The sequence below is a fragment of the Anaerocolumna sedimenticola genome, from assembly GCF_009931695.1.
Taxonomy (GTDB): domain Bacteria; phylum Bacillota; class Clostridia; order Lachnospirales; family Lachnospiraceae; genus Anaerocolumna; species Anaerocolumna sedimenticola.
This window is the reverse complement of record NZ_CP048000.1, coordinates 2,260,294-2,284,138: the sequence shown is the minus strand read 5'-3', so window position 1 is coordinate 2,284,138 and position 23,845 is coordinate 2,260,294. Positions and strand designations below refer to the sequence as shown.

Annotated in this window: 20 protein-coding genes and 3 pseudogenes; 6 read left to right on the top strand and 17 right to left on the bottom strand. The window is 33.2% G+C overall.

Going from position 1 to position 23,845, the window contains the following annotated elements:
• Positions 1 to 174: 174 nt before the first annotated feature.
• Together Ana3638_RS10060 and Ana3638_RS10055 are read right to left on the bottom strand one after the other, a co-directional pair.
• Positions 175 to 993, bottom strand: coding sequence for a glycosyltransferase family protein (locus Ana3638_RS10060; protein WP_161837900.1), 819 nt, complete (start codon positions 991 to 993; stop codon positions 175 to 177).
• Positions 994 to 1,034: 41 nt separating this feature from the next.
• The gene (locus tag Ana3638_RS10055; RefSeq protein ID WP_161837899.1) at positions 1,035 to 1,376 is read right to left on the bottom strand and encodes a hypothetical protein; all 342 of its coding nucleotides are present in this window, start codon (positions 1,374 to 1,376) and stop codon (positions 1,035 to 1,037) included.
• A gap of 334 nt (positions 1,377 to 1,710) precedes the next feature.
• Between Ana3638_RS10055 and Ana3638_RS10050 the strand changes: the two genes are divergently transcribed.
• Positions 1,711 to 3,066, top strand: a complete 1,356-nt coding sequence (locus tag Ana3638_RS10050; RefSeq protein ID WP_161837898.1) for a 5-bromo-4-chloroindolyl phosphate hydrolysis family protein — start codon at positions 1,711 to 1,713, stop codon at positions 3,064 to 3,066.
• A gap of 478 nt (positions 3,067 to 3,544) precedes the next feature.
• On the top strand, positions 3,545 to 4,543 hold the full coding sequence (locus Ana3638_RS10045) for a toxic anion resistance protein (RefSeq protein ID WP_408609518.1): 999 nt from the start codon (positions 3,545 to 3,547) through the stop codon (positions 4,541 to 4,543).
• A gap of 398 nt (positions 4,544 to 4,941) precedes the next feature.
• Here the strand turns inward: Ana3638_RS10045 and Ana3638_RS10040 are convergent.
• From Ana3638_RS10040 to tnpC, 6 genes and pseudogenes are all read right to left on the bottom strand, one after another.
• Positions 4,942 to 5,156 (bottom strand): annotated as a pseudogene (locus tag Ana3638_RS10040) (transposase domain-containing protein); the annotation flags it as partial.
• A gap of 122 nt (positions 5,157 to 5,278) precedes the next feature.
• Positions 5,279 to 6,277, bottom strand: coding sequence for a tyrosine-type recombinase/integrase (locus Ana3638_RS10035; protein WP_161837897.1), 999 nt, complete (start codon positions 6,275 to 6,277; stop codon positions 5,279 to 5,281).
• A complete protein-coding gene (locus Ana3638_RS10030) occupies positions 6,267 to 6,677 on the bottom strand; it encodes a site-specific integrase (protein ID WP_246241107.1) in 411 nt (136 codons plus the stop codon). The genes Ana3638_RS10035 and Ana3638_RS10030 overlap by 11 nt, the downstream gene beginning before the upstream one ends.
• Complete coding sequence (locus Ana3638_RS25075; protein WP_246240963.1) at positions 6,674 to 7,213, bottom strand: hypothetical protein; 540 nt, start codon at positions 7,211 to 7,213, stop codon at positions 6,674 to 6,676. The genes Ana3638_RS10030 and Ana3638_RS25075 overlap by 4 nt, the downstream gene beginning before the upstream one ends.
• Positions 7,206 to 8,399 (bottom strand): tyrosine-type recombinase/integrase, encoded by a 1,194-nt coding sequence (locus Ana3638_RS10025; RefSeq protein ID WP_161837895.1) that lies wholly within the window; start codon positions 8,397 to 8,399, stop codon positions 7,206 to 7,208. Before Ana3638_RS10025 ends, Ana3638_RS25075 begins: the two co-directional genes overlap by 8 nt.
• Before the next feature lie 73 nt (positions 8,400 to 8,472).
• A pseudogene (gene tnpC, locus Ana3638_RS10020) lies at positions 8,473 to 9,072 on the bottom strand (IS66 family transposase); the annotation flags it as partial.
• Between the two features lie 186 nt (positions 9,073 to 9,258).
• Here tnpC and Ana3638_RS10015 point away from each other — a divergent pair.
• The 4 genes from Ana3638_RS10015 to Ana3638_RS10005 are packed head-to-tail and all read left to right on the top strand — an operon-like array spanning position 9,259 to position 11,950.
• On the top strand, positions 9,259 to 9,753 hold the full coding sequence (locus Ana3638_RS10015) for a DUF6431 domain-containing protein (protein WP_161837894.1): 495 nt from the start codon (positions 9,259 to 9,261) through the stop codon (positions 9,751 to 9,753).
• 58 nt (positions 9,754 to 9,811) lie between these two features.
• Complete coding sequence (locus Ana3638_RS10010) at positions 9,812 to 10,774, top strand: DDE-type integrase/transposase/recombinase (RefSeq protein ID WP_246240961.1); 963 nt, start codon at positions 9,812 to 9,814, stop codon at positions 10,772 to 10,774.
• Positions 10,711 to 11,157: a Mu transposase C-terminal domain-containing protein gene (locus Ana3638_RS25070; protein WP_330588029.1), complete on the top strand. Its 447-nt coding sequence runs from the start codon at positions 10,711 to 10,713 to the stop codon at positions 11,155 to 11,157. Before Ana3638_RS10010 ends, Ana3638_RS25070 begins: the two co-directional genes overlap by 64 nt.
• Positions 11,150 to 11,950, top strand: coding sequence for an ExeA family protein (locus Ana3638_RS10005; RefSeq protein WP_161837029.1), 801 nt, complete (start codon positions 11,150 to 11,152; stop codon positions 11,948 to 11,950). The genes Ana3638_RS25070 and Ana3638_RS10005 overlap by 8 nt, the downstream gene beginning before the upstream one ends.
• Before the next feature lie 173 nt (positions 11,951 to 12,123).
• Here Ana3638_RS10005 and Ana3638_RS10000 read toward each other — a convergent pair.
• From Ana3638_RS10000 to Ana3638_RS09960, 9 genes and pseudogenes are all read right to left on the bottom strand, one after another.
• Positions 12,124 to 12,876: pseudogene (locus tag Ana3638_RS10000) on the bottom strand (transposase); the annotation flags it as partial.
• Between the two features lie 86 nt (positions 12,877 to 12,962).
• Positions 12,963 to 13,319, bottom strand: coding sequence for an IS66 family insertion sequence element accessory protein TnpB (tnpB, locus tag Ana3638_RS09995; protein ID WP_161837893.1), 357 nt, complete (start codon positions 13,317 to 13,319; stop codon positions 12,963 to 12,965).
• A complete protein-coding gene (gene tnpA, locus Ana3638_RS09990) occupies positions 13,313 to 13,681 on the bottom strand; it encodes an IS66 family insertion sequence element accessory protein TnpA (RefSeq protein WP_161837892.1) in 369 nt (122 codons plus the stop codon). The genes tnpB and tnpA overlap by 7 nt, the downstream gene beginning before the upstream one ends.
• A 935-nt stretch (positions 13,682 to 14,616) precedes the next feature.
• Positions 14,617 to 15,570, bottom strand: coding sequence for an acyltransferase family protein (locus Ana3638_RS09985; protein WP_161837891.1), 954 nt, complete (start codon positions 15,568 to 15,570; stop codon positions 14,617 to 14,619).
• Between the two features lie 41 nt (positions 15,571 to 15,611).
• Entirely contained in the window at positions 15,612 to 16,496 is an 885-nt protein-coding gene (locus Ana3638_RS09980) for a diacylglycerol/lipid kinase family protein (protein WP_246240956.1), read from the bottom strand.
• Between the two features lie 307 nt (positions 16,497 to 16,803).
• The gene (locus tag Ana3638_RS09975) at positions 16,804 to 18,318 is read right to left on the bottom strand and encodes an LTA synthase family protein (RefSeq protein WP_161837890.1); all 1,515 of its coding nucleotides are present in this window, start codon (positions 18,316 to 18,318) and stop codon (positions 16,804 to 16,806) included.
• 529 nt (positions 18,319 to 18,847) lie between these two features.
• Positions 18,848 to 19,492, bottom strand: a complete 645-nt coding sequence (locus Ana3638_RS09970; RefSeq protein WP_161837889.1) for a hypothetical protein — start codon at positions 19,490 to 19,492, stop codon at positions 18,848 to 18,850.
• 14 nt (positions 19,493 to 19,506) lie between these two features.
• Positions 19,507 to 22,569, bottom strand: coding sequence for a glycosyltransferase (locus tag Ana3638_RS09965; protein WP_161837888.1), 3,063 nt, complete (start codon positions 22,567 to 22,569; stop codon positions 19,507 to 19,509).
• Positions 22,570 to 22,591: 22 nt separating this feature from the next.
• Positions 22,592 to 23,845, bottom strand: coding sequence for an ABC transporter ATP-binding protein (locus Ana3638_RS09960; protein WP_161837887.1), 1,254 nt, complete (start codon positions 23,843 to 23,845; stop codon positions 22,592 to 22,594).

Genomic DNA, 23,845 nt, shown 5'->3' with positions numbered 1-23,845 from the left:
AACTAGTAATTTCCCTTATAGTATTTTGTAGTATATTCTTGAGTGACAAAAAATACATTTTTTCTACAATATTTTCAACTTATTATATAACAACGAATCAGTTTGTCAAGTTTAAATGTATAAGTAAGTAGTCGTGTAACAGCGTTCCCATCAGAAGGCGGTTCTTATCACTGGCTATATCCAGAACCATACCCTGTTTATATATTCAGAGAGTGCTTCAGCCCGGTTCTTCCAGCTGTGTAAAATTCTCGACTTTTGATAACCGGCCTCTGCTATGCCCGCAGCTTTATCCGGGTCACTTAATAAATCACCTGCAATCTTCGGAAGCTTATCCATGGATGATAATGAATAAAGTACAATTTCTTTCCCCTCATTAAATTGATCTGTTATGTAAGTACTGCCGTCACTTAAACTGACTGATTTACTTAACATGGTATTAAAGATACGGTCATGGGCTCCGGCTTTAAACCATGGCATGACATTAAGGGAAATCCGGGAATCCAGCATATTTAAAATACATTCCTGTGACTCAATCCCCCCATGGATAATTAAATTACTCTTATTCCTGCATTCAAGCAAATCCCATCCTTTTCCAAACACATCAACCCTAAATCCGTTATCCACAAGTGTTTGAACTGCCAAAGCCCGAAAATGGAATCTTACATAAAGATCAATAAATATCATAGAAGCCATAGCATTTTTTAAATCTTCTTCCGTTAAATCGTTAATCTCTGCTCTGGTTTGGTATTCAATAGCCTCTTCTATGGTCTTATCCGGATTGTTTATTAAATTATCAATTATGTTATGATAAAATAAAGAATAATCGTCATCAATACGGTTAATGTATTTATCAAATGTATGAGGCGGCGTATAATTGCCGGTAAATACGATATCATATTTTCTTGCTGTATAAGGAATATAGTTATCGGTTATCTGAGTGCCGGCAAGTGGTAAAAAAGAAACATATTTTATGTCAGGAAAAAAACGTTCCATATATTTTATATGATTTTGGTCAATGCAAAATAAAACATATCTTAACGGGGGTTCTTAAAAAATTCATGGTAATAGAATGGATGATCCACAATGATATTTACACACAAAATCTCACGCTGGTTCCAGAATAATTCTCCATTTTCCATGAGGAAAATATCTTCATTGTTAAGACCTATGAAATTAAACGTTATCATTACCGTATTCTCTTTATCACAAAACCAGATAAGATTATTTATTTCTTGATAGCTATTATTAAAATCAAACAAATAAACCTCATATCCCAACTGGACAAATGCCTTTGCAAGCTGTTCCGAGAAGTATCCAAGGGTTTCGATTTGACCTTTAAAGAGGATTATTTTTCTTACTCTGCTAATTTCTGACATGAATTAATGCCGCCTTCTTAAAATTATTATTAGTAATATTTTTAATTGCTTTACGTACTAAACTATTTTATCGGATATTTTATGAAATTCTATAACAGGCGTCAGAAAGAGTATATAAGACAGCTGTTTTTGTCTATAACACCAAAAGTACACTAAATTACTGAATCTCCAATCATTTAAAGTTACATAAACATAACCTATTTATATATTACATATGATTAGCCCGATTATTTTTTACTTATTAATTGAATTTTAATTTTATTAAAATTGTCAATTGCTCCAGAATAAGATATAATAGGACTAGTTATATTTATGTGATATAGCGGAGGTTAATATGAGCAGAAAGAACTTTTCAAATTTAGGGGACGATATCAAAGACATTGTCCAAGATGCAGTTAATACGATGAACTTTCAACAATTAAACAGAGATATAGGAAATACTGTAAACGGTGCTTTAGATGAGGTACGAGGTGCACTGGGTATTAATAGAGACAGACAGAACCGAGACATAAACGGTGGCAGGATGGACTGGGATGTAACCCGAGGTAACCGCCGTTGGAACAGGTCAGATCAGACTTATGGACAGGCTCAAAGACAGAATAACCGCACCGAACGTAATTATAACCGGCAAAGGTCCGGACAGGCACCCCCTCAGCCTGTTAATAATCAGTATAAAATGCGGCAAAAGAATAGCAATAATGGAGGCAGCTATCCCCAGGTTCCGGTGGGCAGAGTTTCCAGCATCCTTCTTACCGTATTTGGAAGCATAGGATTCGGAGGAGCAGGAATTTCGGCATTTGTATTGGCCTTAATCGGCCAGCTGACCGGTAATCTGAATTTCTTCGGAACAATTGCTTTAAGTCTCCTTCCCATACTTTTTATCAGTATATTCCTAATGGCAAGGGGTTCCAGGATACGGAAGCGTCTTAAAAGGTTCCGCCGGTATCTTGCGACATTCCGGAACCGCAGCTACTATTCCATCAAGGAATTGTCAGCGAATACCTTATTAAGCCAGAAGTTTATTTTAAAGGATTTACGGAAAATGATATCCTTAGGTATGTTTCCCGAAGGCCGTATTGATGACCAGGAAACTTGTATCATGCTAAACCGGGAAAGTTATGAACAATATCTGGAACTCCAAAAGAGTATACAGATGCGGAATCTGGAAGAACAGGAAAAAAGCAAAAATGCGGTAAAACAGGGAAGCGGGCAGGAAATGTCCCGGGAAACCTCTGGGTCACAAGGAATGAATCCAGAATTAAGAAAAGCCATTGAAAACGGCAGGAACTGTATCTTTAAGCTTCGTGAAGCCAATGAGGCAATTCCCGGAGAGGAAATATCCAGAAAATTAGACCGTTTGGAAGAAGTGATTGGTAAAATTTTTAACTACGTGGAGCTTCATCCGGAACAGCTTCCGGAAATAGAAAAGTTTATGGAATATTATCTTCCTACCACTTTAAAATTAGTAAATGCTTACCGCGAATTTGACACTCAGTCCGTACAGGGTGCAAATATTACTTCGGCAAAAAGCGAAATTGAAGCTACATTAGATACGATTAATCTTGCATTTGAAAAATTATTGGACAGCCTTTTTGAAGATGCGGCAATGGATGTCTCTACCGACATATCTGTATTAGAAACCATGCTTGCCCAGGAAGGACTGACAAAGGAAGATTTTAAAGTGAAATAACTATGATTTCATTATAGAGTTCTTCGAAAGAACTTTAGCCTATTTGAATCAATTTTAACTTAATCCGTATTCTTTAAATTAATTCAGGGCCAATTAGAAATTTATTACACTTTATTAAAACATTTTTAATAATTTTTAAGGTACTACCTCAGCTTACAGTAAGTGTGTAAGTTAAAAGAAGGGTTGAAAGAAAATATAAATGAGAAAGGAATGCCACAATCGATTCTTTCTGCCTTTTATTTTAACAATAGAAGACATGATATCTGATTCTATTGAATGTGGCAGTAACACATCTGCGAACCGATGTGTTATACAATGGTATTATTATGAATGATGAACTGCTAAAAACGAAGCACCAATCTTAACCTTTGACCCCTTCGGTGAAGAAACATCAGAAACTAAGTTAGCAAATCAGGAGCCGGCAAAACCGGTGGCTGTGGAATTTGATGAAAGTACACTGTCTCCGGAAGAGCAGAAGATGGTAAATGATTTTGCAGGAAAAATCGATTTAACCCAATCAAGCCTTATCCTGCAGTACGGTGTAGGAGCTCAGAAAAAAATTGCAGATTTTTCCGAATCTGCTCTCAATAACGTAAAAACAAAAGATTTAGGCGAAATTGGTGAGATGCTTTCCTCCGTCGTATTGGAACTGAAGAGTTTTGATAGTGAAACGGATGAAAAAGGTTTTTTAGGATTATTTAAGAAAACCTCCAATAAAATTACCGCCATGAAAGCTAAATATGATAAGGCAGAAGTAAATGTCAATAAAATCTGCCAGGTACTGGAAAGTCATCAGATACAGTTACTAAAAGACGTAGCAATGTTAGATAAAATGTATGAAATAAATAAAACCTATTTCAAAGAACTCTCCATGTACATTTTAGCCGGTAAAAAGAAACTGTCCCAGGTTCAGAACGAAGAACTTCCAAAACTGGTTGAAAAGTCAAGTAGAACCGGTCTTCCCGAAGATGCACAGGCTGTTAATGACCTAACGGCTATTATAAACCGGTTTGAAAAGAAAATACATGACCTGGAATTAACCAGAATGATCTCCATTCAGATGGCTCCCCAGATTCGCCTGGTCCAGGGGAATGATACCATGATGGCAGAGAAAATACAATCCACCATTGTAAATACCATACCTCTTTGGAAGAGCCAGATGGTCCTTGCCCTGGGTGTTGCCCACTCCGGCCAGGCTGCAAGAGCCCAGAGAGAAGTAACCGATATGACCAATGAATTACTTAAGAAAAATGCGGCTACCCTCAAGATGGCAACCATTGAAACAGCCAAAGAATCGGAACGAGGCATCGTAGATATCGAAACACTTAAGGCTACCAACGAATCCTTAATTTCCACTCTGGATGAAGTACTTCGTATCCAGACAGAAGGCCGCCAAAAGAGAAAAGAAGCAGAAGTTGAATTAAACCGTATTGAAAATGAACTGAAACAGAAGCTGTTGAATATGAGTAATAAGTAATTTCTAAAAGTACACCGTAACAGTACTAAATCCACTTTAATATTTTCATAAAATATTTACCTCCGATTTTTTGGTGCAAAAACTAAATGAAAATTACATTTATATTTATTATATTAAACTATTCATATCCATTTGGACTTAGTGCACCAGAATTGCAGGGGGTTTATTTTTATTTAAATTAAAAAAAATCTGACCGATAAAATCAGCGGTCAGATTTTTTTACTTTTATTATTTTTACATGCCTAAAGATTGCCACAGTAATCGTATCTAAGTATTCTTAATATCTTAGATTCTTAATGTCTTAGTATTCTTAATGTCTTAGATTCTTAATCGTAACCGTCAAATAAGTCAGTGTCGATAAAAATAGCCAACCTTCTGCTATTCTTAAAGGTTGGCTATTAGCGACATATCTTTTGAATCATAGGATCCCATGGCATGTAATCTTCCAAAAATTCAGGATATTGAAGAAAAGCCGTACCAGGAATATCACTTAAAATAAACTGTATATATTTATAAGCATTGATACCATTTGCTTTCGCAGTTTCAATCAAGCTATATACGCTGCACTGGCCTCAGCTCCTTTAGGGCTTCCTGAAAACAACCAGTTTTTTCGTTTATGCGCTAAAGCACATAATCGGAATTATGTGTTCAATAAAGTTATGTGCTGCAATGACTTATATCGGAGTGCTTCATCATAAATCACTGCAGCTTAACAGCACATAAATTATAACGCATTTAAGAAAGCAAGGATATCATTTGACGGCTTATACCAAAATGATGAATCTCCTGCAGTTCCAGCTTGCTCCATGGCTTTTCTTTTAGCTCTATATCGGCAACCATATATTTGTGGGTTGTTTCGATACTTGTGTGTCCCAGCCAGATTGCTATGGTTGATATATCGACTCCGGCTCTTAGGAGATTCATTGCAACCGAATGTCTGAACGTATGCGGAGTGATATTCTTTTCCCGAAGTGTTGGTGCTGCTTTAGATGCTGCTTTTACAATCTTATTGATCCGGAACCTTACTCCCGACCTAGTAAGGTTGTCTCCATTTTTATTATTAAAGATTGCATCATCCTCTTTAATAGCATTTGCAGATATATATTTTGCCAGATATTCGGCCGTATTTTTCCACAACGGAACGATACGTTCTTTTCTTCCTTTACCGTGTATCTTAATGCAGGTACGTCCCGGAAGATCTGCGTCCTTTACATCAGAGTATTTTAAGGACAGCATTTCAGATACCCTGGTTCCTGAATTATAAAGGATCAATAGCATCAGTTTATCTCTTGAACCTAAAGGAGTAGATGTATCACAAGTGTCCTCCATTGCCTGGAATTCATCTTTAGAAATAAAGTCCATGGTCGGAATCTCATGTTTTTGCATGGGAACCATGAGTGAACGCTTAACAATTCCACTGTATTCTGGCTCAATTTCAGCCACATATTCCATAAATGAGCGAATCGCAGCAAGACGATTGTTGATAGTTACACCTTTATTACCTCTTTTGTTCTCCAGATATTCACAGAATGCCTGAATATACTCAAGGTCAAAATATTCAAGTTTTACAGAAACTGCGTTAATGTTATACTTTTCAGAAAGGAACGTGATGTATATTCGAAACGTATCTCTATAAGAATTTACGGTTTGACCGGAAACCTTGCGCTGTTGTATTAATCGCCGTAGGAAATAATTCTGCAATAGTGCCTGAAATGTTGGAAGGTCAGCTTTCATCCTGATCACCTCCGAACATTTCTTCATACTTTGAGCAGCCAAGCTCGAGCATTCCAGGTGTAGCAGAAAGATACCAGTAAGTGTCCGCTGGTTTTACATGGCCTAAATAAGTAGATAGCACATGCAGATTGGCATTAACATCAATACCTTGTTCCGTCCATCTCTGTATTGTATTACAAGCCATTGTATGTCTGAAATCATACAATCTGACATTTTTATATCCAACAGGTTCTGCATTAATGCATCTTCGGATTAATTTAAAAGCATCCTCGACAGACCTGAGGCTGATTGGAGTGCCGCCTGTATTATAAAAGAAGGCGTCATCCAAAGATCGAAGCCCTATCTTGCTTTCAATCCAGGACTTATAATCAGTTAGTTTCTGCACCACAGATTCCGTTATCGGGACAAACCGTCCTTTTGAAAACTTTGTATTTCGAATACAAAGAACACCACTGAGAGATCCACATCGCTTATTATCAAATGGATTGGTTCCGATGGGCGCAGTCCTGTTGACCACAATAAGCCAATGATTATTTCGATTGTTTTGGCTCGGATCCCGTCGGGAGAATAAAGCGTTTTACAACGTTTCATCAGCTGAAGCACTTCACCTTTTGTATAAATATAAGGGACTGGTCTGTCATGGACATTTTTATAGATCAGGTCATATATGGCTTCTGCCTGGTCATCAAATGTTGTAGCATACTTGGAGAAAGGTCGTATTGCTTCAATCTTCCTGCCTCTGGTTTTGTCTGAAGGCTTGCCATTTGAAATCCACTGGAGCACAATATCTCTTGTTAATGGCCCATCGTAATCATAATCTAACGTATATCTGACAAAGTTTTTCAGGACGCCTTCTTCATGTTCAAGTTTAAATCCAAGACTGTGTTTATATTCAAGATATTCGATTAGCTGCCTTGAAATTCTGTTTTCATTCATTAGAATCACCTCCCGGCCAGGAAACAGCAACGCTTCGAAGAGAATCAAAATCAACTTTCACATAAGCAGTAGTTGAATCAATTGATTCGTGACCAAGAAGATCGGCTGTAAGTTTCAGTCCAATGCCACTGTTATAAATATGAGAGGCGGCTGTACGGCGTAACGCGTGTGAGCCTTTCCACCAGCCAGAGATATTTTCTTTTTGAAAGGCTTCCCTAACAACACGACGAACACAGCCTAGATTCATCGGAAGGTAGCTGTGAAGATATTTACGAATGAACAACATATCTATTTTTACTTTAGGTCTTTCAGATAGGATATATATTTCTATCATATGACCTAAACTACTTGGGAGTGGAAGCTCTCTGTCATGAGCATTTTTTGTATCATGAAGTTTTATAGTTCCTTTACTCCATGAAATATCTGTAAGTTTCAGGTTCGCTACTTCAGAACAACGCATACCGAGATCCAACATTAACAAGATGATGATCCTATTCCGATTATCGTTCTTTTGATTTACGGGATGATGATCCCGAAGCCTTTTTTCTTCATCTTTTGTTAGAACAACTGGGACTTTCCCTTTCGCCCAATCTGCTGGTGCTAAAGGAAGTTCAATCAGAGACTCGTTTATTGGATACCCTTTATATTCAAGGAATCGGAAGAAATTTCGCAGAGAAGTAACATATCTGCCGATACTTGACGTAGTTAAGTCTTGAAACGCAATGCATACGTAATCTCTTATATCATGTGCTTTTAGTTTTGAAAGAGATTCATATGTTGTATCTCCAAGATAGCACAGAAATGCTTTTATATGCTGGCATTCAGACTTAGTAGATTCAGATGTAATACGTTTGAATTCAGTAGAATAAATGAAAAAATCATTTAAAATGTCAGCATAGCCTGATTGTGTATTCGTTTTTTGAACATAATCCTTGTAGATGGTTCCTGTTTTTAAAAAAAAGAACTGTCTGGCGGCGGCTCTAATGTTATGCATGGTTGAAGTCTTCAGGGTTGGTTCTAGTGTTTTCAATGTACTGTTTATGTGCTCATAAAGTACATTCGGATCATCAGTATCCCAAGTATCAGAAACGATTTCCAATGCTTTGGAATAACTATGAATTGTTTGTTCAGCATATCCTTTTGTTTTAAGGAATGCAGAAAAGGTCTCAATCGATCGTTGATTCATGGTTTGCCTCCTTTTGTAATATTACTTAGTGACAAAACCATAATAGCATTAGCTATTAAAAGCACATAACTTTATTGAACACATAATTCCGACCAATGGTAAATGGACGGATGCTGTTCTCGGCTAAGTTATTGGAAATACTACAGTTTCCATCAAGAAGATAATTCATCAAACCTTCTTTCTGATTTGCAGCATATTGAAATGCCTGACCTAGCTTCGATTTCGGTAGAATTCCAGTGGCAGTGGTCTCTGACCACGACCAAAAGGCATCCAGTACAGATTTTTCCTGTATCAGACGCTGTTCTTTTCTCCCTTCTGGGGAAAGAATCTCTAGTTTCTTTTCGATTTCGAAGAGCTTATTTATATATCCGATTGCCTGGGATGGAATCGTTGCCTCCAGGCTATTTATATCCTTTGGCAGGGCATCCACAAAATATCGCCTCAAGTGAGACCAGCAAAGGCATCTGGTGATACCGGATACTTTTTCATAGCCTTTATAGGCATCCGTATGGATAAAACCAGTATAGTCTTTCAAGAATTCTTGTGGATATTTCCCACTTCTTCCCGGCTGGTATTCAAACAGTCTTATCGGCTGCTCACAGCTTTTAATAGAACTGTATACCCACATGTAAGAATCTGTGGTATTTTTTCTCCCGGATTCATTCAGTGTTTTTGACATTGAGATTTTTCCGAAAGCTACCGAACTTGCCTGTCCATGAATTGTCGAGTATAATGACCATAAAACGACAGAAAGAAAGCATTCCCTTAATGATAACTGTGCTACCAACACAGCGATCGGGAATGCCCTCAAACACCATGATTATTATATCGAACTATTTCTTGGATGACAAGACCTCAAATGATTTTTTATGTGAGGAGCAGAGAAACCATTCCTTGCCCTGATTGTGAGGCAAAATTAACGGTAATAGGAAGCCGTAAGCGAGGACTGATCGAATACAGTGGCGAGAAAAAAGTATTGATTATCCGTAGACTCCGCTGTCCTGGCTGTGGAAAAATTCATCATGAGTTACCAGACATAATAGTCCCTTACAAACGGTACAGTTCGGAAACCGTAGAACTTATTATCTCGCCTTCCAAAGAACAGAAAGATGACTATCCCTGTGAACTCAGTACCGCCAAACGCCTCAAGATATGGTTTTTCTTGCTCCGTAACTACTTTAAAAATACCTTGCTATCCCTGACTTTTCTTTATGATTATGAGGAAGCATTAAGCAAAGAAATACAATGCCTCCTGTTTCGCTTAAATAACAGTTCCGGTTTTAACGGCTGGCTGAAAAAGCTTGTCCGGTATCTCGTAAATTCCGGCCGGTGGTTACATACCCGTTCTGCGTAGATTCCTTTCCAACGCTTTGTTAGGATACCCTTATCAAAAAAATAAGGAGATCATTATCATGGAAAACAAAAGAAGCGAGGAAATCGCGGCCAACCGACTGAAAATCATTGCACCACTTATGGATACCACACTGGATAAGGAGAAACGGCAGTTATTAAAGGAAGAAATCAGTATCCAGACCGGTTTGTCAGAGCGCACCATAAGAAGATATTTAAATGATTATAAGGAAAAAGGCTTTGAGGGATTAAAACCCCAGAGTCCAGGACGTGGTGGTAATTCCATTATTCCGGAAGAGGTGATACAGGAAGCCATTGCACTCCGGAGAGAAGTTCCGAAAAGAAGTATTACAGAACTCATACGCATTCTGGAGTGGGAAGGTAAAGCGGAGCCGGGATTTTTACGAAGGAGCACCCTGCAGGACCAGTTAAACTACCGTGGGTATTCCAGCCGTCAGATGCGGACTTACACAAACAGTGTAACCGGAGCCAGAAGGTTTCAGAAGCCGTGGCGTAATTATCTGTGGCAGAGTGATATTAAATATGGGATTTATGTGGATGGGAAGCCAACGTATATGGTTTGTTTTCTGGATGACTGTACCAGACATATTTTACATTCCGAATTCTATCCGACACTGGATCAGAAGATTGTTCAGGATTGCTTCCGAAAAGCATTACTTAAGTATGGTGCCCCGGATTCGGTCTATTTCGATAATGGCAAGCAATACCGGACACACTGGATGCAGAGAGCCTGCGGAAAGCTTGGAATCCGGCTTCTCTATGCGCGTCCGTATTCGCCGGAAGGGAAAGGCAAGCAGGAAAGGTACAACCAGACGGTAGATTCCTTTCTTCGGGAAGCACAGCTTGCGAAGCCGAAAAATCTGGAAGAACTGAACCGGCTGTATCAGGTATGGATGGAGGAATGCTATCTTCATAAGGCACACAGTTCCTTACATGGGAAATCCCTTACGAAGCATATCAATCAGACCGTCATGAACTTAAATTTCTGTCTGCTGAGGCGATAGCGGATGCCTTTCTGGCCTGTGAAACAAGAAAGGTGGACAAAAGCGGCTGTATCAGTTTCCTGGGACAGAAATACGAGGTTGAGCTTGGCCTTTCTATGATACATAAGGAGGTAGAGGTGGTTTATGACGCCGCTGATATTTCTAAGGTTACGATCGAGTGTAACGGAATGCCCTCCTGTACGGCAGTTCCATTAAAAATCGGAAGCCATTCCGGAGAACGTCCGAAATTACCGGAATATCGGAATGCAGTTCCCGTAAAGGAATCAAGACTCCTAAAAGCGGCGGCACAGAAAAATAAGGAGCGTCAGATGATACGAAAGACCGCAATCTCTTTTACTGGAATGAAAACAGAGCAGAAAGACCGAGGTGATGGTAATGTTTGAAGCGTTCTATGAACTGACTGCACCCCCTTTTTCCAGAAGTATTCCAACAGATGCCTTATATATGCCGCAGGAACTCACAGAAATCTTGAACCGGCTCAATTATGTGGCAGAACGCCAGCTTTTTGCTGTACTTACCGGTGACTGCGGCACCGGTAAGACAACGATTCTGCGTAAGTTCAGTAATGACCTGAATCACAATCAGTTCAAGTTTCTATATATTTCGGATTCCAAACTGACACCAAGGAACTTTTACCGTATTCTGCTGGAGCAGATGGGATTTCAAGCAAAGTATAACCGTGGGGATGCTAAAAGACAGCTTCATACGGAAATCGAGATTATGAAAGCGGTTCATGGAATCCAGCCGGTCTGTGTTTGTGATGAATGCCATCTGCTAAGCCGTGAAATGCTGGAAGAGATACGCTTTTTACTGAATGTAAAGCTTGATTCGGTCAGCCCAATGGGGCTGATATTAACGGGACAGACGGAACTGTGGCAGAAACTTCAGCTGCAGGCTTACACTGCAATTCGCCAGCGAATTGATATTCAGAGCGTACTGAATCACTATGACCGTTCCCAAACGGGAACCTATATCCGTCATCAGATGAAGTATGCCGGAAGCACCGGTGAAGTCTTTACTGAAGCCGCTATGGATGCCATCCATCAGTATAGTGCCGGAACAGCCAGAATCATAGATAAAGTATGCACCAGCCTTCTGCTCTATGGAAGCCAATCCAGGAAACGAATTATTGATGATCATGCAGTAAAACTGGTTCTTGAGGGTGAATTTTCCTAAGAAGTACAGAAAATGAAGTTTGAATGTACCGAAAAACATAGAAATATCGAACACGATGGATAGAAAAAAAGAAAGCCGACTGAGGTAATCGATAAGCTCAGTCGGCAGTAATTCCGGTAGCTGACGGACAAAAGTTCCCGTCTGTTTTTGGACATAGGACAGCAGTAATAACAATTCAGTACCTGTACTGGCGTCTCATCGATGTGCAGATAATTCTGAGTAAGAAGTTTTTCATGCAAAAGCTTTACGATTGGTGATAGCCAGTCTCGATAACAGATTATTATCCAGTTTGACATGGTAGCACGGCTTATACTTACGCCAAGAGCCTCCCATTCATTTTCCTGTCGGTATAACGGAACTGCCAATTCATACTTTTGATGAATTACCCAAGCTACTGTAGAAGGGGATGCATAAGAGTGCTGTATAACCGGATCAGGCATTGGCGATTTTTCCATATACAATTCTCCACTTTTCCTACAGTTACGGCATTCAAATGTTTCACGATAGTAATCAATGACACGTACTTTTGCTGGTATGAATTCAATCTCGGTACGAACGAATTCTTCTCCAACCGAATAAAGGGAGTTACCACATTTTTCACAGAAACGGTCTTCTTCCGCAAGAGTGCAGAGCTTTTTTTCATGAGGGATGTCTTTTAATAACTCTTCCCTCTGACCTGGAAACCTTTTACGTCGATAGGACGCGACCTCTTTCATATCTGGTTCCGGAGCATTGGTATCCGAAAGCGTTTCAGCTTCATCAAAAATAGACATCTGTCCCTCGATACCAAGAGATGATGTCTGCTCTGATTTATTACCATAGAGTTTACGGGTCAGGAAAGTAACCTGTTCCTGAAGAATAAGGTTTTCCTTTTCTAGCTCTGTGATGCGTTTTTCAAGCAGTTTAACCTGATCTGTGTTTCCCATAAATGATAGCTTCCTTATATATTTACTATCCTTATTATACCACAAAAGTGCCAAGAAATCCAGCAATTATAGGACTTTTCGGCACTTTATAGTACTTGTTTTGGATTCACTTTTTGTACTGCTTTCGGCTGTTTTATAGATAGTCCTTCGAGGAGCCAACGAAATTCCTGTGGTGAGAGTCTCAACACTTCCTCTTGTGTCCGTGGCCATTGAAAACTTCCATTTTCCAAACGCTTATATAGTAGAACAAAACCATCGCCTTCCCAATAGAGTACTTTTATTCGGTTGCATTTCCTTCCGCAAAAAAGGAACAGACTATTGGAAAGAGGATCCAGCTTAAAGTTCTGTTGTACCGTAGCAGCCAGGCCAGCGATTGATTTTCTCATATCAGTATATCCACAGGCAAGGTAGATATGCTCAGCTCGTGAGATATCACCTAACATAGTTGTTTTATCTCCAATAAAACCGAATGGATTAATTCAGCTGTAGCGGTGTTATTAATTCCAATATCAACTCCATTTACAGACAGAGAAACATCCGCAGTCATAGTTCTCTGAGGAACTGAAAGTCTAGCAAAAACAGTATTCTCCTGGTGAACGGGCTGAATTGCATTTTCTGTTGTGACTGCAGGAAGGGATTCTAATGTCTTTATGCGTATTTTTCTTAACCAGTAGTAATAACTCCCCTCAAGAATGCTGTTTTGTTGACACCACTGTCTGACTGGAAGTCCACTGGTTGTGCACTCTTGAATAATGGAAGACCATTTCTGTAAACTATAATGATTCTTTACTTCTTGTGTCGTCACTTAAAATCCTCCTATCCGTATTTTGAGAGGCTCAAAATACTTGTAATAGTAATTTAAGTGATTATCTCATAAACATAATGCATTGAAAATCCACTTTCTTGTTTGACGGTTACGATTTAAAAGGCATTATCTTATTAAGCGCTTACAGAATAAATGAGCTTGAAATAAAAAATGAACGGTTATTGGATGATATTAGTGGATTGATAACAGAAGAAGTGTCAAAATACGATCCCGACTGGATATAGCATAATAAAAAATACTGGGGAAATAAATCTAATTATCGGTTCAATTTCCATAGTAAAAGAAATAAAATAGGCGGGGAATTTTCTCCGACATTTTTGGGACTTTTTTTTTGACAACAACATGAAGACGGAACTGATCTCTTCTTGTATAGGAATTATCCCATTCAAGGGATATTTTCTCGTAATGGAATAGTCTATCGCAGAATTGGACGCCCTGCTCTACCGAATGACTAAAATCTTATTCCTTTCCTTTGGGAACTGCACCTACAAAGTATCAGCGAACGTACTCCTGCAGCAATGATTATTTCGCGTACATGGTAAGTTCACTAAAACCATATAACAAATTCCTGTGTAGCCACATCCTGTCAAACTTGGCAGCACGCTATAGCGGCAATCCGGCTTTGATACCTATATTAAGTTTTTCTATAATAATCAGGATCCCATGTAGTCCAAAGAGTGGGTTGATTCAATCTATTAGCTATGGTAATTCCAAGTATTAACAATTAGTAACCAGTGGTACAGTCTCCGTGAGGTTAGTTCTAACTAGTCATGCAATGGATTAACAAGGTCGGAATATATATATTTAGTGCAACAGCCTCTTAGAATTTCTGGCAGTATGCCATTAATATAAAAAATAAGGAATAATGACAAATAATCGTCCGCAAAAACAGGGCAACAGATTTAATTAAGTATCTAGAATTTGACAATTACACTCATGATTTTAGTTATTGATTTAGATGTTAATAACAAAGTACTAATTATAGTTACTATAATTATGAAAATCCATACTGTAAAAGTATTAGGTAAATATTTGTATAATTGAACTTTTACTAAATATTTTACGATAAATCCATGAAATAAAAATATTGTAAAGCAATTAACCCCTATATTCGTTAAAATTATAATTTTATTTTTAGGTGCCAATATAATTACCATAAGCGAAAATAATATAGCAATTAAATATATCATAAAACGTATAAGCATATTACTACTTGCCTGACTATAACTCATTGAATTATAAAACCATATATGATTTATTTTATCTATTTTTAAATAAACAAAAAAGGCTGCAACTATAGTTATTGCAGATATAGTCGCCGTTAATGTTTTATTTTTCCTTAAGTTATCAAGACTATAGTTAATACTTTTACAATAATATCCTAACAGGTAAAATGGTAAAAATACTAATGTTCTTGACAAGCTAAAATAATAATTAACAGTATTGTCCAGACCTATAATTAATCCAATTATGAAAGAAATAAAAACAATCATTAAATTAACCTTTTTAATAAATAAAATGATAACATTCCAAAAAAAACATGAAAGTAAATACCACAGAAGCCAATAAGGAGTTGTCAAAGTATATACTGTTTCATTTTTTAATACAAAATTATTGAACAGTAAATATAATAATTGAAATACAACATAAGGTATTACTAAACGCTTTAATAGCTTCGATGTATTAAATCCTGAAAAATACCCAGAAATAAATATAAACAGAGGCATATGAAAAGAATATATCAAAACATAGAAATACTTGTTAACTGGCAAATAAATAAATTGTTCCAATAAATGTCCTATAACAACTAGAATAATTAATATGGCTTTAATATTATCAAAAAAATATAAACGTTTACCCGATTCCATTACATTCTCCTTTGTACCATTTTATACATAAAATTAATATTCTAATTATCATAAAATATTTGTACGGCATTATTTATATTGTTAATCTTAACATGATCATATGTTCCACCATATTCACCGTCTAATGTCCATTCCATCTTGTCAGAATTAATGATTAAGTTACTAGTCTGAAAATAGTACATGTAATTTTCATTAATTTCTACATTTATTAATGAACTCAATATAGCTTGAAACTCAAATATATTATTTGGCATTTTAATCAACAGAACCTCAAACATTCCATCACTTAAACCTACATTTTCATTATATATATTTTTAAATCCACCAATAAATAATGAATTAGTAATTAATCCAATTATAAAATCATCTTCTATCACTTTTTCATCATATTTTAATTGAATATGTTTTGTTTTTAAATCAGATATTCTTTTTATACTTTCTAATAAATAAGCAAGATACCCAACTATATTTTTATATTTTTGTGGTGTTCTATATGGTACATCCGTAAATGCTCCAAACGCAGCAACATATACGAAATATTTACTATTAAATTTTCCTATATCAATTGGCATTAAATAACCATTCAAAATTATTTGCGTTGCTCTTAAAATATTCCGACTTAATTTCAGACTCAAGGCAAAATCATTTGTTGAACCCGTAGGTATATACCCAATTGGGATACTATTTGAACTGTTCATAATACCTGTTACTACCTCACTTAACGTTCCATCCCCACCACTGCATAATATAAAATCATAATTTTCATCGTTCTTAGTAATAATGTTAATTGCATCCCCACTGCATTGAGTAGGATAAGTAATAACTTGATATCCATTCTTTGTAATTAGATCAATTATATCAAAGAGTTTCCGTTTTATCTTTAGTTTTCCTGCAATTGGATTAAAGATAAATAATATTTTTTTCACAATTGTACCTCTTAATAAATAGTAGTAAATAAAGAACTATATTGTGGCTTTTAATAGTTTATTTGTATTCTTCATTCCGTGTTTGAATATTCTTAACTTATAAGCTGAGCCAGAGGTCCGTATAATTCAAACTACCATGTTTTTCAAAACTAATTCCATTATGTCTGATGTACTTTTCTCAGCAAGATAGTTTTTAACAATTTCTAAATTTGGACAGCTGGCTCAAATTCATCAAGATTATTCAATTTTTTATAATTGAATACCTCGAATAAGGTAAAATCTAATATTAGTTTAATGCATAATGTTTTCAATTCAGCTTAAAAGCCCAATCAAATCTATGTTTTTTGTCAAATATATTATTATATTCTATTGAATTATATGTTTCTATATTATCTTTGTAAAATGAATCTTGTCCATTATAATAATCATTTCCATTAGAATCAATGAAACCTAATGTATTTATGACAGGTATTTTGTTATATAATTGCAATAAATATTGGTTATAAGCTGGTAGGTCAAAACCTATTGTTTTTAATAGATAAGATGAAAGATAATTTGCACTTATTTTATTCACATTTTCTTCGTTTATATCATAATTTGCCCATATTACAAATGGCACTATATAACGTTTTTGCATTTCTGCTAGTGTAAGATCTGTTAATTTTTTATTATACAAGTACTCATAAAATTTATCATTTAATCTGGGTTGATGATCACCAAACATTAGAATAATTGTTGGTTCTTTTTGACCTGAAAAATAATTTATTAAGTATTTAAAAGCATTATCCGATTCCTTAATTAATGTTAAATATTCTTCAACATCAGAAAAATTATCTTTATCTAATAATTTAATCGTATGTTCAAAATCATAATTTCCATATCCCCCATGATTTTGCATTGTTACATTGAAAATAAATAATTTTTCATTACTTTTTTTTGATTTAAATTTTTCAATTATCTTTTTAAAACTTTCTTTATCACTTATATAATTTCTTATTAAAGATGGATTCTCAAAGTCTTCTATTGTAATAAATTTATCAAAACCAATAAAAGGATAGACTATATTTCTACGATATCCAGTACTAAAATAAGGATGTATTGCTATATTCGTATAGCCTTGATGTTTTAATATTGTGCATAAAGAATCTATGTTTCCTTTCATGTATTGTTGATATGGAACGCTTCCATATGGTAAAAAGGAAATTGAATTCCCTGATAAAAACTCATATTCAGTATTTGCTGTTGAACCACCATAGACTGAAACATAAAGATTTCCCCTTATTGTATTTTCAGTAAGTGATCTAAAAAATGGTAAATAGTCTTCGCTGGTTTTAAATTTATTTATTACTTGAAGGTCAGAAAATGCTTCATTCATGATTACGATAATATTAGGTTTTAAATTTCTCCCTTTACTTTTATTATTATAGTTAGATAATTCATCCTTGATATTACTTAATGAGTAATTTGTTGGTCTACTGATTTGCGCAGCTTTTAGATTCAACATAAAACCCAGAAGAGTTCCTGTCTCATTATATGTATTTTGAGATTGATATAAATCTAAATTAATATTTATATATTTACTAGTAAAGTTGGTTTTAAAGAATATAAACATAATAAAAAATAAAGATATCATATATAAACAAATGTATTTAGAGATATTAATTATTTTTATCTTTTTATTAAAATATAAAGGCACTTTTATAATAAACATAATTAAAAAAAACAATAAAATAGTCGAAACCAATATTTGTTTATTAAGATTAAATTTATAATTATCAGAAACACTAAGTGCAGTTTTTATTGAAAAAAAGTCGCTAGGCATTATTGGATTATTTCTAAATTTGAAAATAAAATTGTTTATAACTCCTATAGCATAAATTAAAATATTTGTAATTATTATCGTTATTTTTATTTTAAAACATAATAAATATATAGTGCAATAAAATATAATATAAATAATTATATTTAAGATTATATATCTATAATTAATATTAAAATTAATACATTAGATAAATATTCTAGTATTAAATATGAATAAACAGGTAACATTATAAAGCTACAAATATAAAGCCATTTTTTGTTTTTTGTAAGTATGCCTATAAAAGTATTTTTATCATCTATTAACAATATAAAATATATAATTATAATAAAGTTTAGGTTAACATAATCACTTTTAGATATAGCAATTAAATTAAATTGAGAGTAATAATAAAAATTTGTTATAAATAACAGTACAAATGTTAAAAAGGTTAAAAAAACTAATTTTTTTGATTTTTTTACAATTAAATTATTTAGTAATACTGATATTATAAAACTCATAAAAATTAAATTAATAACTAATGAATTTTTGTTTAACAATAAAGGTAGATAAAAAAGATATTAACTATTAAAGCAATTATAAAGTATTTAATTAAATTTTTCTTAGAGCAAAACAATTTACACTTTAATAAAAATTCTTTATTATTTAATTTTGAAACAACTATAAATATAATAAAAAATTGAGGTATTAAAAAATAAATTCTAGAAAATGGCTTAAAAACTTTATTAGTTTTATATATCCAATGATACTCATCCCATGAAATATTTTCATATAAATCAATAGTCTCTTCATGACTATCTATTTGAAGTTTTACTTTACCCGCATCGCTAGATTTTGCAAATAATATATCTATTACTTTTATATCCTTTAAATCTAATATAAATGATACTGGTTGATTTATTCCATAATAATTTAAATATTCTCCATTGACTTTCCATTCTTGTGGTAACTTTAAACTATTAAAATCAACTTTGTTATTGTTTAAAGAAATCTCATGAATCCTTACTTCTGATGCTGTTGATTCTCCATTTTTACTACCTAATGCTGTTATCATTAGTTTAGAATTAGATCTATCAACATAATATAAAGAATTTAAAATAGTGCAAGTTAATATTATTGTAACTGCTGCAGATATAAGTAAGTCTATAATTATCTTTTGTTTAATTGTAAATTTCATTGTCAACATCCAATTTATAGATAATATTCTAAAAGATTTTTATCTATTTTAGTCCATTTATCTATAAAATATTTACCATTCCTTTCCATCAGCTTTGAATGACCTGAACTTCCTGATTGTGTAGTTTGATGAGGTAAATGCATTATTGACATATAGGGACAATATGCTAATTCATACCCTGCATGTCTGACTTTTAAAGAAATATCTGTATCTTCAAAACATGTAGGATCATAATATTCATCAAATCCACCAATTTCTTCAAATAATTTACGTTCTAACACCATACCACTTGTAGCTAGATAAGCTATATCATTTCGATATAATATTTTACTGCTATCAATTGCCCTATTGGGCTGATAATCAACGATCGGACCAGTCGTTTTTCCCGGCTCAAACCATCCAGCATTCCAACTTACAGCACCAATAAACAATTCATTCTTTAATATATTAATAGCAGTATCTAACCACCTGTCACTAATTACCCATTGATCACTATCCAAAAAGCATATATATTTTCCAGTGGAATTTTTTACACCAATATTTCGCCCCGATGAACATCCATTTAACTCATTCTTAATTAGTTTAATAGTATTACCGAAATTCTCATCTAAATACTCGTAAGATCCGTCATGACTATTATTATCAACGATCACTATTTCGTAATTATATCTTTTAATATGATTTAACAAAGAGTTTACACATCTACCAATTACTTTTTTATTATTATGATTTAATACAATGACTGAAATAGATTCTTCTACAATTTCTTTTGATGATGCTTTATCAAGCAACTGATTACATCTAGCATACCAATTATTATTTAAAATGAAACTGTTACTATCTACGATCTTATATTCAGAATAAATTACTTTAACCCATTCTTCTTTATCATCTGTACATATTGTATTAGGGTAACCCTTTATATCATCCAAAGGTGTTGATAATACTAGTTTATTCATGGCTATATACTCAAATATTTTTAAAGGCGATACATATTTTCCTATTTCACAATTTTTAAATGGTAATAGCGCTATGTCTGAATACATTAAGTACGCTGGTAATTCAGCTTGATTTTTAATTCCTAGGAAATGTACATTTTTTTCCATCTTTTTAACTTTATCTTGTATAGGTCCGTAATCTCCTATTAAGTTAATTTCGCAATCTTTACATTTTTGTGAAATATATTCTATTTTTTCCCAATCAAACCACTCTCCCCACAATGAACCAAAATACAATAGTGTTTTGTTCTTGCCTTTTATTAAATCTTTAGGTTGGTTATATTCTTTTAAAGGTTCAAATAGTTCTGAATTAACAGCATTAGCAGAATATATATAAGAATTATTAGTTTGTTCTTTTAATTTTTCCCCCAGTAATCTAGCTGTAACAGTTAAAAGGTCTGCTTTTAACAAAAACCTTTTAAATACAGTCTCATTATAGAATAAACACCCTAAACTTGTCCCCCAATTATCTATATGTTCGTAAATAGTATAACAATTATATTTTTGGGCAAAATCAAGATAAGGTTCAAATGACTCATATGGAATTTCAAATATAAATATTGCTTCTTTCTTTAATATATCTTTTATATCTTGAATATTAATTTTATCGATATGTTCATGCATAATAGCGGGAATAAACATTTCTTTTATTTCGGTTTCAGATGAATGAAATCCGTAGATATAATATACTTCATATCCCATATTATTAAACGTTTTTGCTAATTGTGCGGATCTTTGTCCTCCCCCTACATCATAATATGGAACAGATGCAAATATAAATACTTGCCTAGAATTTTTGATATTTTTCTCCATTTTATAAGTAATACTATTTATATCAAATGTGGATTCCCTATTTAAAGCTAATTTTGCAATTTCTAGATGATCAAATTCTTTTAACCATTTAGAACCCATATACTTTTTAGACAATCTCCCGAATAACCATTTGATAAAATCTTTTTTTTCATTGCCCTTTATAAATTGGCTTAAAAATCTTTTGAATAATAATGATAATTTATAGCTTTTAGAATTTTGTGTTATTATAATGTTATTTATAGCACTATTGATGTTTTCTTTTTCTAAATATAAATTATTAATTAATCCCTTTAATTCACTATTTTCACTTAGTAATATTTTATTGTTTTCATTAAGTATTTCTTTGTCTTTTACTATATTTGTTAATTGTTCTTTTGCATCCACTAGTTCGTGATTTGTATGCCCTAATATATTTACTAAATTACTAATTTCAATAAGCTGGTTATCTATTTTACATTGCGTCTCCGTTATAATATCTTTACTTTTTAATAATTCGCTTTTTATTTCATTTTTGTCTTGTGATTCTTTTTTGAAATTATTGTCAGCTTCTAATAGTTTTTTATTTAAGGAATTAATCTTTTCATCATAATCCATTATTATCTTTGTTCTTTCTTCTATATAACCATTATAAAAATTTCTTAAAGAAATATTTTTAGTTTTAAGATTATCTTTTTTGGCATAAACTATCAGAATTTGTTCTCCAAACCAATAATTAACATCTTCTCCTTGCATAGTCATTACTTTAAAATAGCAAACCATATAATCTTCAAATTCAAATGGAAATGATTGAAAATCGAAATATGTGTGATGTTCTTTAATTGTATAATATTCTCTAAAGGGTAATAATAATATGCAATATTTATTTGATATTTTAATGAGTTTTTCTAAAATATCTTTATAATTATAAAAATGTTCTAACATATTTGAAGAAAAAGTAACATCGTATTGTTCATTAATATTTCTAATATCACCTACCTCAAAACAAATATCATGGTATTTGTCTCTGGCAATTTTAATTGCTTCTGATGAAAAATCAATACCAATTACTTTATTATTTTTAAATTCATTTGATAGTAAATATGTAGCATCTCCTTCAGCACATCCTACGTCACAGATAATCATGGAATTAAATTCAATATCTTCAATAATCCATCTTGGTAAATTACTTATTGCTAAATTACCAAAAAAACTGGTTTGCATTTCCCTTTTATTATCATTCTTTTCTTTTTTAAATATATTATTCCAGTATTCTTCATTATTTATCATATTGATCTCCTAATTTTCTAAATTATTCAATTTCATCAATATACCAAATATTTTCTATCCTTGAAACCCCAAAATCTTTCTTATTAGGCAGAACTTGAAACTCCATTACATGATGGATTCTATCATATGCAATTTCATCATAAGAATGAATAGCTACATCTAATATATATTTAGCTGGTAATAAAATATTATTTTCAATAATCATTGATACGACACCTTTTTCATTAATATCTATCATTTTATCGTTTTCGATTAAAGTGCTTGTACCATAACAATATACTCCATCATCTCTATTAATTCCAACGCCAAAATTACCTTGTATATTATCTTTATTTCTTTTATAAAAAATTTTAATAATAATTTTATCACCAGTCTTAAAAATAGTTGATTGTTCGTAATTTTTATTTAATAATTTAACATCAATTATTTCTACAAATTTATTTCCTGTTCTAACATAATTTGGATCACAAAAATCTGGTCTTTCCTCTAAATCATTTGATAATTTTTGATTATAATCATTTACATAGTTATCAAGTCTTTTTTCTTCCATTGCTGCTAAGTAATTTTCATGAACAAATTTAGGAATACCTTCTTCCTTAATTAAGCCATTATCTATCCAAATTGTTCTATCACAAATTTGTTCAATCTGGCCTAATGAATGCGATACTATAACAATTGTTGTACCTTTCGCTTTTATTTCTTTTAATTTTTCAAAACATTTCTTTTGAAAACTAACATCACCTACTGCTAATATCTCATCTATTAATAATATATCGGCATCAACATTTATCGCAACAGAAAAAGCCAATCTCATATACATCCCTGAAGAATAAGTACGAACAGGGTTATCTAAAAAATCTTGTAATTCAGAAAATTTTATAATATCATCTAATCTATTATTAATTTCTTTTCTATCTAATCCAAATATAGATGCATTCGTATAAATATTCTCTCTTCCACTCATATCTGGATGGAAACCTGCTCCTAATTCAATTAAACTTGATACTCTACCATCAATTTGAATTGATCCCTTATTTGGGTAAATTATTCTACTTAATAATTTTAATAGTGTACTTTTACCACATCCATTTTTACCTATTAATCCAATAGCTTCACCTTTATGAACATTAAAACTTATGCCTTTTAGTACATGTCGATTTTCATATTTATTTCTGTTTTTAAATAATAATTTTTCTTTTAAGCTATTCCCTTTATCATAAAAAACTTTAAAATCTTTTGTAACATCTTTAACGATTATAGAATTCTCTTTCTGCAT